A 13,433-nucleotide genomic window follows, 5' to 3' on the forward strand; every position below is an offset into this window, starting at 1 on the left:
GAAGGAGCTGACATGTCGTCCCGGTCGTACGACACCATCACCTACGAGGTCGGCGGGCACACCGCCACGATAACCCTGAATCGGCCCGACGCGCTCAATGCGCTCAGCCCGCACATGATCACAGAGCTACGCGACGCCTACCACGCGGCCGAAAACGACGACAATGTCTGGGTTCTCATCGTCACCGGCACGGGACGGGCTTTCTGCACCGGAGCCGACGTCAAGGCCATTCCCGGCGACGGCAAAGTCATCAACGAGCGGCCGTACCTGGCCACGTACGAACAGTGGGAGGCCCCACAGGAAGGCACACCACCGTTTCGCACCATGGCCAAGCCGGTGATCGCCGCGATCAACGGATTGTGCTGCGGCGCCGGGCTCGACTGGGTCACCACCGGTGACATCGTGATCGCTTCGGACAAAGCCACATTCTTCGACCCCCACGTCAGCATCGGCCTAGTGGCGGCCCGCGAAGTGGTCCGGGTGGCCCGCATCCTGCCTCGGTCGATCGCGCTGCGAATGGCGTTGATGGGCAAACACGAACGCATGACCGCACAACGCGCCTACGAGTTCGGGATGATCAGCGAGATCGTCGACCACGAGCACCTGCTGGCGCGGGCTCACGAAATCGCCGATATCGTCAACTCGAATGCGCCGCTGGCCGTCCGCGGCACCCGATTGGCCATCCTCAAGGGACTCGATCTGCCGCTGCACGAAGCCGAGATGCTCGCCGAATCGTTTCGCGAACGCAATCTGCGCACCGAGGACTCGCTCGAAGGACCCAAGGCATTCGTGGAGAAGCGGCTGCCGGAATGGAAGTGCCGATGAGCTTCACGACGATCGAACTCGACGTAAGCGGCGCGGACGGCGTCGCCACACTCACGTTGAATCGGCCGGATCAACTCAACGCCTTCAACCGCGCAATGTGTGACGAGATGGCCGCGGCGTGGCAGACGGTGAAGATGGATGACTCGGTCAATGCCGTCGTGCTGCGGGCGGCCGGTCAGCGAGCGTTCAGCGCGGGCCTCGATGTCAAAACGCCTTACGGCCAACCCGAAAATATCTGGCATCACGAGGATCCCGGCGAGGCGCTCAGCCCGAAGTGGCAGAAGATGTGGAAGCCGGTGGTGTGCGCGGTGCAAGGCATGTGCACGGCGGGCGCGTTCTACTTCGTCAACGAGTCCGACGTCGTGATCTGCTCGAGCGATGCGACGTTCTTCGACTCTCATGTGTCGGCCGGACTAGTGTGCGCACTGGAGCCGATCGGACTGATGCGCCGGATCGGGTTAGGTGAGACGTTGCGAATCGCGCTGATGGGCAACGACGAACGAGTCAGCGCCGAGACGGCCCTGCGCATCGGGCTGGTCTCTGAAATAGTGGCGCCGGACGACCTGTGGGCCCGCGCCCACGAGATCGCCGCGACCATCGCCTCCCATCCGCCGTCGGCCACCCAGGGCACCGTCAAGGCGATCTGGGAATCGCTGGACAAGCCCTACCGGACAGCCCTCGATCAGGGGCTGATCTACACCCGGCTCGGTAATCCGATCGGCGCGGCCGAGATCGCCCAGCGCGGCGACCGTCGGACGCCCGATCCGACGACTCGATGACGACCCACCGGCTCAGTCGCCGCATCGATCACGTGCTGCGTCTGCAACCCGACGCTCCCGCAGTGGAATTCGAGCGCAAGTGGTTGTCGTGGAGTCGACTCAGCATCCTGACCGCCCGGATCGCCGCGCTACTCGGTGAAGAGCGACCGCAAGTTGGCATACTGCTCCGTAACCGACCGGCGCAGGTTGCCGCGCTACTCGGTGCTTTACGCTGCGGTGCGACCGTCGTCGTGATCAACCCGGCCCGCGGCGAGGAGCGGATCAAAGCGGACGTCGAACAGCTCCAGCTACCCCTGATCATCGGCGAGCCCGACGACCTGACGATGGTAAATGAAACACACCCTACTGCAACGGTTTCGGTGACCGAACTGGCCGCCCACCCCGATGTCGCACCGATCGGGCGGTTGTGGGCGACCCGTGGTCGGCCCGGTGTCGCCGTGCGCATGCTGACCAGCGGGACGACCGGTCCGCCCAAACGGATCGACCTCACCTACGACATGCTGGCGCACAGTGTCATGGGTCCCGAGTCCGACGATCACGGTGCGCCGACGGAATTGCGCCGCGGGGTGGCGATCGTGAACTCACCGCTGGTGCACATCGGTGGTGTCTTCCGGATCCTGCAGTGCGTCGCTGAGGGCCGTCCCTTCGTCTTGCTGGAGCGGTTCGACCTCGACCGGTGGGCCGAGGCGGTACGCGAACATCGCCCTCGCGCGGTCTCGCTGGTTCCAGCAGCGCTGCGGATGGTGTTGCACTCCGACATCCCCCGCGAGGATTTGGCAAGCATTCAGGCGGTGACGTCGGGCACCGCACCGTTATCGGCAGACGACGCCGACGCGTTCACTGCGAAGTACGGAATCCCGGTACTGACCTCCTACGCAGCGACGGAATTCGGTGGCGGAGTCGCAAGCTGGACGCTCGCCGACTATCGGAGGTTCTGGCGCGACAAACGCGGCAGCGTGGGGCGGGCGAACCCCGGTGCCCAACTGCGGGTCGTCGACGACGACGGCGCTCCGCTGGCGTTTGATGAAATCGGTCTGCTTGAGGTGAAGCCCGCGCAACTGGGGCCTTCGGCGGACTGGATGCGAACTACTGATCTGGGCCGGATCGACGCCGACGGGTTTTTATGGATCGTCGGCCGGGCCGACCAAGCAATCATCCGAGGCGGCTTCAAGATCATGCCAGACGATGTGAGGTGTGCTTTGGAAGGCCATCCCGCCGTGGCCGGCGCTGCGGTCGTCGGGCGCCGCGACGAACGGCTTGGTGAGACCCCGGCCGCCGTGGTGGAGCTGCGGGCGGCCGGCTCGGTGGATGCCGTCGAGCTGACCTCGTATCTCCGAAAGCGCTTGGCCCGCTATGAAATTCCAACCAAGATCCTGATCGTGTCCGAGCTTCCGCGAACACCGTCCGGCAAGCCCGACTTAGCCGCCGTACGGGCTCAGCTGACCGGTGCACACCATGCCGGGTGAGGCGGTCACGATCGGACAGGTTTTACGCGACCAAGCGCTCGACCGGGCCGAGCATCCCTTGTTGATCTGCGACGCCGAACGCATCTCCTATTTCGAAGCCGAACGTCGCTCTGCGCTGACGGCGCGTGGGCTCGTCGGCCTTGGCGCCGGGAAGGGTACCCATGTCGGCCTGCTGTATCCCAATGGTGTTGCTTTCGTCGTCGCGATGCTGGCCGCCGCCCGGATCGGCGCTGTCGTCGTACCGTTTTCGACGTTCGCCACTAGCCGGGAATTACGCGAGCAACTCGCCGACAGCGACACCCAGATCCTGTTGTCTGCTCCGTCGTTCCGGTCGCACGATTACGTGCGACGCCTGACCGAGGCAGTGCCGGGCTTAACGGTCGACTCCGCGGATCGGCTGTTCAGCATGGCCGCACCGCAATTACGGCACGTGATTGTCGACACCGCTCTGCTTGAGCAACAGGCGGAGCCCGTCGACGAGGAATTCTTGACGGCGATGGAAGACGACGTCGAGGGCTGTGACCCCGCGACGATCGTCTACACCTCCGGCACCACCAGCGCGCCCAAGGGCGTACTGCACACCCATGCCTCGCTGATCGACCATCAGCGCAATCTCAACGCGGTGCGGCGCCTGACCGCGGTGGACCGGCTATTCTGCAACTCGCCGTTCTTCTGGATCGGCGGGCTCGGTTTCGCACTGCTGGCCAGCATGATTGCCGGAGCGACACTGGTCTGCTCGAACGCCGACGATCCAGGTCGCACGCTGGACCTGCTCGAGGCCGAAAAGCCCACCGTCACCAATGGTTTCGTCGCCGGGATCCGGCACTTGGCGCAGCACCCCAGCTTTCCCGACCGCGACGTATCGTCGATGCGACGCGGCAACCTATATCCGATCATGTCCCGCGAGGTGCGGCCGCTCGACCCGGAGTTGCGGCACAACATGCTCGGCATGACCGAGGCGGGCAGCGTCGTATTGCTCAGCGACGACGACACCGACCAGCCCGAGCATCGCCGCAGGTCGTTCGGAAAACCGGCACCGGGCATAGATGTCAAGATCGTGGACCCGGAGACTCGGCTGATCGTCGAGCCGGGAGCACCCGGCGAATTCTGCATTCGCGGACCAAGTTTGATGCAGCGTTACTACAAGCGCAGCCGGGAAGACTGCTTCGACGCCGACGGCTGGTTACACACCGGCGACCTGGTTACTACCGACAACGACGGGTTTTTCTATTACCTCGGCCGACGCGGCTCGATGATCAAGACCGCCGGTGCCAATGTCTCGCCCAGCGAAGTCGAGCAGGCAATCACCGGCATCACCGGATGCGCCGCGTTCGTGCTCGGCGTCCCGGACCCCGACCGCGGCCAAGCGGTCGCCGCGGTAGTCGTCGTGGACAACGGGGCCGGCGTCGATGAGTCAGATCTCCGTCGCGCACTCGCAATTCAATTGTCCGCCTATAAGATCCCTAGGCGATTTGTGATGCTGGCACCTTCAGAGTTGCCGCTACTGGCCAGTGGTAAGCCCGACCTGGCGCGATTGAAAGAACTGTTCGATGCTTGACACCATCGATGCCCTGGTGCGAAAGCGCGCGGTCGACCATCCGACCAAGCCGATGGTGATCGACACCCGCCACCGGCTGACTTATCGCGAACTTGACTGCAGCACGGCGGATCTGGCCGCGGCATTTATCGATGCCGGGGTTGGCAAAGGGTCCCGGGTCGGGCTCATAATGCCCAACTGTGCACGTTGGGTACAGATCGCGATCGCGCTCACTCGGATCGGTGCGGTGCTGGTTCCGCTGAGCACCCTGCTCGCCGCGCGGGAACTGGTCGCACAGCTGCACAGCGCGTCGGTGCAATATCTGATCAGCGTCGAGGAGTTTCGCGGACACCGCTACCTCGACCATCTAGCGACCGCGTTGGCAGTGAGTGATCTCGACGGGACGCTGCATTGCACGGAACTCCCTGCGTTACGGCGAGTGTGGAACGCCGACAGATTGCCGGAAGGGTCCGGCGGCTCCTTCGTCGACGCCGTTGCGGCGACGGTGACACCGAGCGACACGATGGCGGTCATCTTCACTTCCGGCAGCAGCGGCCCGCCGAAGGGGGTGCTGCACTCACATGGCGGTGCACTGGGTGCCGTTCGAGCGGGACTGGCGAGCCGCTGCATCGACGCCGACACCCGACTGTATCTGCCGATGCCGTTTTTCTGGGTGGGCGGATTCGCCAGCGGAGTGCTCTCCGCATTGGTCGCGGGCGCCACGCTGATCACCGAGGAAATCCCGCAGTCGGAGACGACGCTGCAGTTGTTGGAACGCGAGCGGGTGACGCTGTTCCGCGGCTGGCCGGACCAAGCTGAGACACTGGCCCGCCACCCGTATCGCGCCCGAGTGGACCTGTCCGCACTGCGCCCAGGCAGCCTGGAAGCGCTGCTGCCGCCCGACCAGCGCCCCCAACCCGGTTCGCGGGCAATGTTGTTCGGAATGACAGAGGCTTTCGGGCCGTACTGTGGCTACCCAGCCGACACCGACATGCCGCGCTCGGCCTGGGACAGCTGCGGCAAGCCCTTCCCCGGCATGGAGATCCGCATCACCGATACCGGCGACGGCCGAACCCTCGCCCCGGGGGCTGTCGGGATGATTCAACTTCGCGGCCCACACACGTTGCGGGGCATCTGCCGGCGCCGACGTGAAGAGATTTTCACCGCCGACGGTTTCTATCCCACCGGCGATCTCGGCCACCTCGACGACGACGGCTTTCTGTTCTACCACGGTCGATCCGACGACATGTTCAAGGTCAGCGGGGCGACGGTCTACCCCGTTGAGGTCGAGCAAGCACTGCGCCAGATCGACGGTGTCGGCAAGGCCTTCGTCACCAATGTGGCCGGGGCACAAGGAGTCCGAGTGGGTGCTGCGGTGGTGTGCGACACCGCAAGCGTCACCGTCGAACAATTGCGCGAGCAAGCCCGGCGGCTTCTCAGCCCGTTCAAAGTCCCGACGGTATGGCTGCTGGCCGATGAGGAGACCATTCCACGCGGCCCGACCGGAAAGCTCGACGTACGCCGGCTACGTGAGATGCTGGCTGAAGCGGCGGCGCATTAACCCGGTTCGACGACACCGTGTTCGGTCAGGTGGTCGATCAGCGGGGCGGCGCCGGCGGCTAGGTGATCCGACATCGCCCTGCGGGCGGACTCTCCGTCGTGCTTGGCCAGTGCTGCCAGCACGCGGCGATGGTCCTTGATCGACTGGTCCGGCCAGCCGGCGATGACGGGAAATACCGATTCCGGTGCATATCGGGTGATTTGAGACATCATCTGCGCGAGCTTCGGCGACTCGGCCGCGACGTTGATGGCGCGGTGGAACTCGTGGTTGAGGCGCACCGTCCGCTCGATGTCATTGCCGGCGTAGGCCTCTTCTAACTGCGACTGGATATGCTCGAGCTCCTGCAGTTGCGCATCGTCGATGTTGGCCGCGGCCCGTGCGGCTAGTTCGCCGCCGACATGGGCTTGGAGGTGCGCCACGTCGGCCAGGTCACGCTTGGTCACCGGCAGCACGACGAATCCGCGGCGGGGCTGCTGTGCCAGCAGTCCTTCGGACCGCAACTCGAATAGCGCCTCCCGGACCGGCGTGACGCTGATCCCCAGCTCGGCGGCCAATTGATCCAATCGGACATATTCGCCTGCCGAATACGTGCCGTCGAAAATTCGGTTACGAACGTAGCGCGCAACGTCTTCGGAGAGCTGGGGTCGCGCGGCGAAATCCGGCACGCTCATTTCAGATCCGATACTCGGCGAGCAGTCGCTTGCTGATGATCGACTTTTGGATCTCGCTGGTTCCCTCACCGATGAGAAGGAACGGGGCATCGCGCATCAGTCGTTCGACCTCGTACTCCTTGGAGTACCCGTACCCACCGTGGATCCGGAAGCTCTGCTGGGTCACCTCGGCACAGAACTCGCTGGCGAGGTATTTCGCCATCCCCGCCGCGACGTCATTGCGTTCACCGGAGTCCTTGAGCCGGGCGGCGTTGACCATCATCAGGTGTGCGGCCTCCACTTTGGTTGCCATCTCGGCAATCTGGAAGGCGATGGCCTGATGCTCGGCGATCGGCTTGCCGAAGGTGTGCCGCTGCTGAGAGTACCGGGCGGCCAACTCGAAGGCGCGGATGGCCACGCCGACGGCACGGGCCGATACATTGACCCGGCCGACTTCGATGCCGTCCATCATGTGGTAGAAGCCCTGGCCGGGCCGGCCGCCCAAGATGTCATCGGCGCTGGCGGCGTAGCCGTCGAAGATCATCTCGGTGGTGTCGATGCCCTTGTATCCGAGCTTGTCGATCTTGCCCGGTATCAGCAGCCCTGGCTTCACTTCGCCGAAACCCGTGGGCTTTTCGATCAAGAAGGTCGTCAGGTTGCGGTGTGGCGCCTCGGCACCCTCGTCGGTACGGACAAGCGCTGCAACCAAACTCGAGCTGGCACCGTTGGTAAGCCACATCTTCTGGCCATTGATGGTGTAGTCACCGTCGCTACCGCGGGTGGCGCGGGTGCGGATCGCGGCGACGTCAGAGCCCAACTCCGGCTCAGACATCGAGAACGCTCCGCGAATGTCGCCGGTTGCCATGCGCGGCAAGAAGCGTTGCTTCTGTTCGTCGGTACCGTGCTGGCGAAGCATGTAGGCGACGATGAAGTGCGTGTTGAGCACACCCGACACGCTCATCCAGCCGCGGCCGAGTTCTTCGATGCACAGCGCGTAGGTAAGCAGCGACTCGCCGAGACCGCCGTACTCCTGCGGGATCATCAAGCCGAACAGGCCCATCTCGCGCATCTGGTCGACGATCGCTTGCGGATAGGTGTCGGTGCGCTCTAACTCTGCCGCGTTCGGGATGACTTCCTTGTCGACGAATTGCCTGACCGTGGAGACGATCTCAGCCTGAATGTCCGTCAGGCCAATCGTCTGGGCGAGCTTGGTCATGGGATGCCTTTCTGGTTTCAGCGGGCGATCGTGTTCGCGTCGGTCAGGCGGGCGACGTCGTCCGCGCTCAACCCCAAACGTGCAGTCAGCACCTCGGCGGTATCGGCACCGAGCCGCGGCGCGGGCTCACTGGCGAAGTGCCGACCGTCGAAGACGGTAGGCAAACCGGGTGCCAGGTACTCCCCCAGGCCGTCTTGATGGAGCCGAGAGAACAACGGATTAGCGGTCACTCGCTCGTCGGCAGCGGTCTCGGCAAAAGAGCGGTAGCGCTCGAATAGCACGCTGGTGGCGGACAAAGCTCGCATGATCTCGTCGGCGGAGTGCTCGGCGAACCAGGTGGTGAACAGGGCGCTCAGCACGTCGCGGTACCGGTAGCGCACGCCCTCGTCGCCGAAATCCGCTTTCAGCGATTCGGCCAGCGCGGAAACTGCTGCGCCGCAACCGGTTACCGCGACCAGATCCTGGAAATGTCGCTTGGTCAACGTGACGACCATGAAGGCGACACCGTCACCGCTGGTGAAGTCCTGTCCGTACTGCCCGTAGATCGCGTTGCCAAGACGTGCCCGTTGGGTGCCGTTGACCTGAGGCTCGGTCAGCAGCCCGAGGTTGCCCGCCGTGGCCAGGGCGACGTCTTCCAAGGGGACGCTGATCTGCGCACCGGCGCCGGACTGGTCGCGACGGCGCACCGCGGCGATGATCGCGAGCGCGGAGTAGAGGCCGCAGCAGACATCCCACGCCGGCAGCACATGGTTGATGGGTCCGGAGTAGTCCGCCGGTCCGGTGACCAAGGGGTATCCGATCGCCGCGTTGACCGTGTAGTCGACGCCTGTCGACCCGTCGTGGCGGCCGAGCACCTGCAGGTGGATGAGGTCCGGCCGGTTGGCCACGAGCGTCTCGTACGACAGCCACGACGGACCCGCGACGTTGGTCACCACTATGCCGTCACCTTCGACGATCAGCCGCTGCACTAGGTCTTGCCCCTCAGGGGAACGCAAATCCACGGTGGCCGAACGTTTTCCCTTGTTCAGACCGGTCCAGTAGATGGACGTGCCGTCAGCGGTGAGCGGCCAGCGGTTGGTGTCCGAGGCGCCGCCGATCGGGTCGACGCGAATCACTGTGGCGCCGAGTTGGCTCAACGTCATGCCACACAGGGGTGCCGCGACGAAGCTGGACACCTCGACGACGGTGAGATCCGCCAACGGCGCGGTCACTATGAGCCGACTCGCTCGAAAATCGCTGCCAGACCCTGCCCGCCGCCGATGCACATGGTTTCGAGCCCGTAGCGTGCACCGCGCCGGGTCAGTTCGCGGGCCAGGGTAGCCAGCATCCGTCCACCGGTCGCACCGACCGGATGACCCAGCGAAATGCCTGACCCGCGCACGTTGGTGCGCTCCAGGTCGGCGGCGCCAAAACCCCACTCGCGCATGACCGCAAGTGCCTGCGCGGCGAAAGCCTCGTTGAGTTCGATCAGATCGACATCGCTGAGCTGCAGTCCCGCTTTGGCCAGCGCTGCCTCGGTGGCCGGCACCGGGCCGATTCCCATCACATTGGGTGCCACCCCCGCGCTGGCCCACGACACGAGACGTACGAGCGGGGTGAGACCGAGTTCGGCGGCCCGTTCCGGCGTAGTCACTAAACACATCGACGCCGCGTCATTCTGTCCGCTGGCGTTGCCCGCCGTCACCGTCGCTTCGGGATCATCCTTCAGCAGAACGGGTTTCAGCTTGCCGAGCGCCTCGACAGTAGTGTCGGCGCGCGGATGTTCGTCGGTGTCGATGACCTCGTCACCACCGCGGGTCCGCACGGTGACCGGGATGATTTCCTCGGCGAGGACGCCGTCCTTCTGCGCAGCCACCGCGCGCTGGTGCGACGTCACCGCGAGCTCGTCCTGCTCCTGGCGCGAGATGCCGTATTGGCGGCGAAGGTTTTCCGCGGTCTCGAGCATTCCGCCGGGCACCGGATAGTGCCGGCCGCCGGCGGTGGTCCGCCCGCGTGCCAAACCGTCGTGAAGACGGACTTCGCGAGGGGGCCCCCAGCGCACATCGGTGGAGTAGAACGCGACGTTGCTCATGCTCTCCGCACCGCCGGCCACCACGAGATCGTTATCCCCCGACTGGATTTGCAGGCACGCCTGGATGACCGCCTGCAGTCCGGATCCGCAGCGACGGTCGACCTGCATGCCCGGCACCGTGACCGGCAGTCCGGAGTCGAGTCCAACCACGCGACCGATCGCGGGAGCCTCGCTGTTCGGGTAGCAGTGCCCGAGAATGACGTCCTGTATGGCGTCGCGCGGGACGCCGGTCCGGTCGAGCAGGCCCGTGAGCGCGGCGACACCGAGGTTGACGGCGGTTTGCGACTTGAACATTCCGCCGTAGCGTCCGATCGGCGTGCGCACCGGCTCGCAGATCACCGCTTCCCGGCTCACAGGTGCCGACCGCCGGTCACCTCGAGAACGGTTCCGGTCATGTACGACGACAGGTCGCTGGCCAGGAACAGGGCGACTTTGGCAACCTCCTCGGGCTCGCCGGCCCGTCCCATCGGGATTTCGGCCAGCTTCTCGTCCCAAATGCGTTGCGGCATGGCCTCTGTCATCGCGGACCTGATCAGACCGGGCTGGATGGCGTTGACCCGCACACCCAGGTGCGCAAGCTCCTTGGATGCCGCCTTGGTCATTCCCACGATGCCGGCCTTGGCCGCCGAGTAGTTCGTCTGGCCGATCATGCCGACCTTCCCGGAGATCGAGGACATATTCACGATCGCGCCGCTTTTGTTCTCCCGCATGATCGCCGCGGCTTTGCGTAAACCGTTCCACGTGCCTTTCAGGTGGACCGCGATCACCTGGTCGAACTGCTCTTCGGTCATCTTGCGCATGGTCGCGTCGCGGGTGATGCCGGCGTTGTTGACCATGATGTCCAGCCTCCCGAAACCGTCCACGGCGGTGCCGACCAGAGCGTCGACGTCCTCACCGGACGTGACGTCGCAACGTACCGCGAGGGCAACCTCGTCACCGCCCAGAGTGGCGGCCGCCTTCTGCGTCGCCTCGAGGTTCAGATCGCCGAGCACCACCCGGGCGCCTTCGTCAACGAACCGCTGCGCGATAGCGAAGCCCAGTCCTTGGGCTCCCCCCGTGATGACTGCGGTCTTACCGCTCAACAACGCCACACGATCACCGTCTTTCTGTCTGCGTCCCGAACGCGGGACAATTCGAACATCATATTTCATATATGATCGCCGGACCATCGCGGCCAGCGGGGTGCACTGACGCCGCGGGCCGCAACTGCACCACCCGCCGAACAAGGAGCGCTGACCCATGCCCACTGCTGCCGTCGACGACGACGATTTCCAGCAGATCCTCGCGCAGACCCGCCAATTCGTCCGTTCCGCCGTCGTGCCCCGCGAGCAGGAAATACTCGCGACCGACCGGGTGCCAGACGACCTTCGCACCCAGGCCAAGGACATGGGCTTGTTCGGGTACGCCATTCCGCAGGAGTGGGGCGGCCTTGGGCTCGACATCACCCAGGACATCGAGCTGGCGATGGAACTCGGCTACACCTCGCTGGCGCTCCGGTCGATGTTCGGCACCAATAACGGCATCGCCGGCCAGGTACTGGTCGGATTCGGCACCGACGAGCAGAAGGCCACTTGGCTCGAGGCGCTCGCCACCGGAAAGGTCGCCTCGTTCGCGCTGACCGAGCCGGGGGCCGGGTCCAATCCAGCCGGCCTGCGCACCAAAGCAATTCGCGACGGCGACGACTGGGTGATCAACGGCGAGAAGCAGTACATCACGAACGCGCCGGTGGCCGATCTGTTTGTCGTGTTCGCGCGGACCCGCCCGGCCGACGACGCCGGGCCAGGCATTGCGGTGTTCCTGGTGCCGGCGGACGCGGCCGGAGTCGAGGTCGGGCCGAAGGACGCCAAGATGGGCCAGGAAGGCGCATGGACCGCCGACGTCGGCTTCAGCGACGTCCGGGTGCCGAACGGCGCGCTGGTCGGCGGCAGTGAGGATATCGGCTATCGAGCGGCGATGACATCGCTGGCCCGCGGCCGGATCCACATCGCGGCGCTGGCGGTGGGCGCCGCCCAGCGAGCCCTGGACGAATCCGTTGCCTACGCGGCTACCGCGACGCAGGGAGGCAACCCGATCGGTACCTTCCAGCTTGTGCAGGCGATGCTCGCCGACCAGCAGACCGGCGTAATGGCCGGCCGCGCCCTGGTGCGGGACGCGGCCAGGCTGTGGCTCAACGACGAGGACCGTCGGATCGCTCCGTCGGCGGCCAAAGTGTTCTGCACCGAGATGGCCGGCAACGTCGCCGATCTGGCCGTGCAGATTCACGGCGGCAGCGGCTACATGCGCGACGTACCGGTGGAGCGCATCTACCGAGACGTGCGACTGCTGCGGCTCTACGAGGGCACCAGCGAGATCCAGCGACTGATCATCGGCGGCAACTTGGTCAAGGCCGCTCAGCGCAAGCAGTGACTAGGCCGCCGGCGGTTTCGCCTTCACGTGCCTAAACCAGCAGTAAACGTACAGCGCCATCGAGATCACCAGCACGACGATCACCCAGAGCACCACGGTGACGTCGACCCAGAACCCGATCGGCGGCGCGTCGGGCAGCGCTGTGCGCAGCGGAACCACCGAAAACAGCAGCGCTGCATACCACGTCGTCATCGGAGGAAAGAATTCCCGCTTGAAGGCGACGGTCTGTACGGCGACGAAGAAAGCCAGCCCGGCCAGCGTGATCAGCACAGCGAGGATGACCGCGGCAAATGCGGCCGTACTCGGCGATCGGTGCAACACCACGTGGTACGGCGACGGCGTCACGTTCGCACCGGCGTCCGAGAGGCTGACCTTCCAGCCGGGAATCCGGTCAAAGACCGTGACCGACGAACGTTGTGGCGCAGCGTTACCCATGAAAAGCTCGACGGTGATCGGGCCCGTCTCGTAGCGATCGAAGGGCCAGCTGGAAGGATCACCGGTGACGGTCAGCGACACCGGGAAGACGCCTGGCACAGTGCCTTTCGTCCAGATGCGTTTGGTCGGCAGCACCGCGGAGGTGACGGCGACGCCGAGATCCTGCTTGAGGCCGTGGGTCACCGGGTCGAGCAGGCCGGGCCCAGGTACGACGGTGACGTTGGCGGTCAGCACGCCCTTGACCGAGGCAAGTTCTTCGACATCGCAGATCACCGTGGTGCCGTCGCGCGTCGGCTGACCGCTCGAAATCTCATGCGGCCGACCCATGCCGGTATGACCGTAGAGGACGATCGTGGCGATGTAGGCCGCGACGAAGATCGTGACGCCCGCAATGCCGGCGGTGCGAAGCTTCACGCTCGACCGCCCAGCGCCCGGTCGAACTTCGATGCCGTCATGCCCCGCCCCCTTATGTGGAAACGATCCGCGC

At 65.2% G+C, this 13,433-nt stretch carries 12 protein-coding genes; 6 read left to right on the forward strand and 6 right to left on the reverse strand.

Going from position 1 to position 13,433, the window contains the following annotated elements:
* Nucleotides 1-12: 12 nt before the first annotated feature.
* From MKK62_RS00645 to MKK62_RS00665, 5 genes are read left to right on the forward strand one after another with little or no spacing between them, the layout of a single operon-like run.
* Nucleotides 13-825 carry an enoyl-CoA hydratase/isomerase family protein gene (locus MKK62_RS00645; protein ID WP_240262878.1) on the forward strand — a complete coding sequence of 271 codons (813 nt, stop codon included), beginning with the start codon at nt 13-15 and terminating at the stop codon, nt 823-825.
* The gene (locus tag MKK62_RS00650; protein ID WP_240262877.1) at nt 822-1,604 is read left to right on the forward strand and encodes an enoyl-CoA hydratase/isomerase family protein; all 783 of its coding nucleotides are present in this window, start codon (nt 822-824) and stop codon (nt 1,602-1,604) included. The genes MKK62_RS00645 and MKK62_RS00650 overlap by 4 nt, the downstream gene beginning before the upstream one ends.
* Entirely contained in the window at nt 1,601-3,070 is a 1,470-nt protein-coding gene (locus MKK62_RS00655; protein WP_240262876.1) for a class I adenylate-forming enzyme family protein, read from the forward strand. The genes MKK62_RS00650 and MKK62_RS00655 overlap by 4 nt, the downstream gene beginning before the upstream one ends.
* A complete protein-coding gene (locus MKK62_RS00660) occupies nt 3,060-4,628 on the forward strand; it encodes a class I adenylate-forming enzyme family protein (RefSeq protein WP_240262875.1) in 1,569 nt (522 codons plus the stop codon). The genes MKK62_RS00655 and MKK62_RS00660 overlap by 11 nt, the downstream gene beginning before the upstream one ends.
* Nucleotides 4,621-6,168: a class I adenylate-forming enzyme family protein gene (locus tag MKK62_RS00665; protein WP_240262874.1), complete on the forward strand. Its 1,548-nt coding sequence runs from the start codon at nt 4,621-4,623 to the stop codon at nt 6,166-6,168. The genes MKK62_RS00660 and MKK62_RS00665 overlap by 8 nt, the downstream gene beginning before the upstream one ends.
* On the opposite strand, the gene MKK62_RS00670 is transcribed toward MKK62_RS00665, so the two are convergent.
* The 5 genes from MKK62_RS00670 to fabG all read right to left on the reverse strand — a co-directional run bounded on the left by MKK62_RS00670 (nt 6,165) and on the right by fabG (nt 11,196).
* On the reverse strand, nt 6,165-6,839 hold the full coding sequence (locus MKK62_RS00670; protein ID WP_240262873.1) for a GntR family transcriptional regulator: 675 nt from the start codon (nt 6,837-6,839) through the stop codon (nt 6,165-6,167). The two genes, MKK62_RS00665 and MKK62_RS00670, sit on opposite strands and share 4 nt — an antisense overlap.
* A 1-nt stretch (nt 6,840) precedes the next feature.
* Nucleotides 6,841-8,034, reverse strand: coding sequence for an acyl-CoA dehydrogenase family protein (locus tag MKK62_RS00675; protein WP_240262872.1), 1,194 nt, complete (start codon nt 8,032-8,034; stop codon nt 6,841-6,843).
* 17 nt (nt 8,035-8,051) lie between these two features.
* A complete protein-coding gene (locus MKK62_RS00680; RefSeq protein WP_240263894.1) occupies nt 8,052-9,176 on the reverse strand; it encodes a CoA transferase in 1,125 nt (374 codons plus the stop codon).
* 68 nt (nt 9,177-9,244) lie between these two features.
* Complete coding sequence (locus MKK62_RS00685) at nt 9,245-10,399, reverse strand: acetyl-CoA C-acetyltransferase (protein ID WP_240263893.1); 1,155 nt, start codon at nt 10,397-10,399, stop codon at nt 9,245-9,247.
* Nucleotides 10,400-10,455: 56 nt separating this feature from the next.
* A complete protein-coding gene (fabG, locus tag MKK62_RS00690) occupies nt 10,456-11,196 on the reverse strand; it encodes a 3-oxoacyl-ACP reductase FabG (protein WP_240262871.1) in 741 nt (246 codons plus the stop codon).
* Nucleotides 11,197-11,344: 148 nt separating this feature from the next.
* On the opposite strand from fabG, the gene MKK62_RS00695 reads away from it, so the two are divergent.
* On the forward strand, nt 11,345-12,511 hold the full coding sequence (locus MKK62_RS00695; protein WP_240262870.1) for an acyl-CoA dehydrogenase family protein: 1,167 nt from the start codon (nt 11,345-11,347) through the stop codon (nt 12,509-12,511).
* On the opposite strand, the gene MKK62_RS00700 is transcribed toward MKK62_RS00695, so the two are convergent.
* The gene (locus tag MKK62_RS00700) at nt 12,512-13,360 is read right to left on the reverse strand and encodes a DUF4436 domain-containing protein (RefSeq protein WP_240262869.1); all 849 of its coding nucleotides are present in this window, start codon (nt 13,358-13,360) and stop codon (nt 12,512-12,514) included. It lies immediately after the preceding gene.
* Between the last annotated feature and the right edge of the window lie 73 nt (nt 13,361-13,433).

The organism is Mycobacterium paraterrae (genome assembly GCF_022430545.2).
Taxonomy (GTDB): Bacteria; Actinomycetota; Actinomycetes; order Mycobacteriales; family Mycobacteriaceae; genus Mycobacterium; species Mycobacterium paraterrae.

Bases quoted from the DNA above. Each gene is read 5' to 3' on its own strand.
- MKK62_RS00685 (WP_240263893.1), bottom strand. From the start codon at position 10,399: ATGTTCAAGTCGCAAACCGCCGTCAACCTCGGTGTCGCCGCGCTCACG.
- MKK62_RS00665 (WP_240262874.1), top strand. From the start codon at position 4,621: ATGCTTGACACCATCGATGCCCTGGTGCGAAAGCGCGCGGTCGACCAT.
- MKK62_RS00655 (WP_240262876.1), top strand. From the start codon at position 1,601: ATGACGACCCACCGGCTCAGTCGCCGCATCGATCACGTGCTGCGTCTG.
- MKK62_RS00680 (WP_240263894.1), bottom strand. From the start codon at position 9,176: ATGACGTTGAGCCAACTCGGCGCCACAGTGATTCGCGTCGACCCGATC.
- MKK62_RS00645 (WP_240262878.1), top strand. From the start codon at position 13: ATGTCGTCCCGGTCGTACGACACCATCACCTACGAGGTCGGCGGGCAC.
- MKK62_RS00670 (WP_240262873.1), bottom strand. From the start codon at position 6,839: ATGAGCGTGCCGGATTTCGCCGCGCGACCCCAGCTCTCCGAAGACGTT.
- MKK62_RS00650 (WP_240262877.1), top strand. From the start codon at position 822: ATGAGCTTCACGACGATCGAACTCGACGTAAGCGGCGCGGACGGCGTC.
- MKK62_RS00695 (WP_240262870.1), top strand. From the start codon at position 11,345: ATGCCCACTGCTGCCGTCGACGACGACGATTTCCAGCAGATCCTCGCG.
- MKK62_RS00660 (WP_240262875.1), top strand. From the start codon at position 3,060: ATGCCGGGTGAGGCGGTCACGATCGGACAGGTTTTACGCGACCAAGCG.
- MKK62_RS00675 (WP_240262872.1), bottom strand. From the start codon at position 8,034: ATGACCAAGCTCGCCCAGACGATTGGCCTGACGGACATTCAGGCTGAG.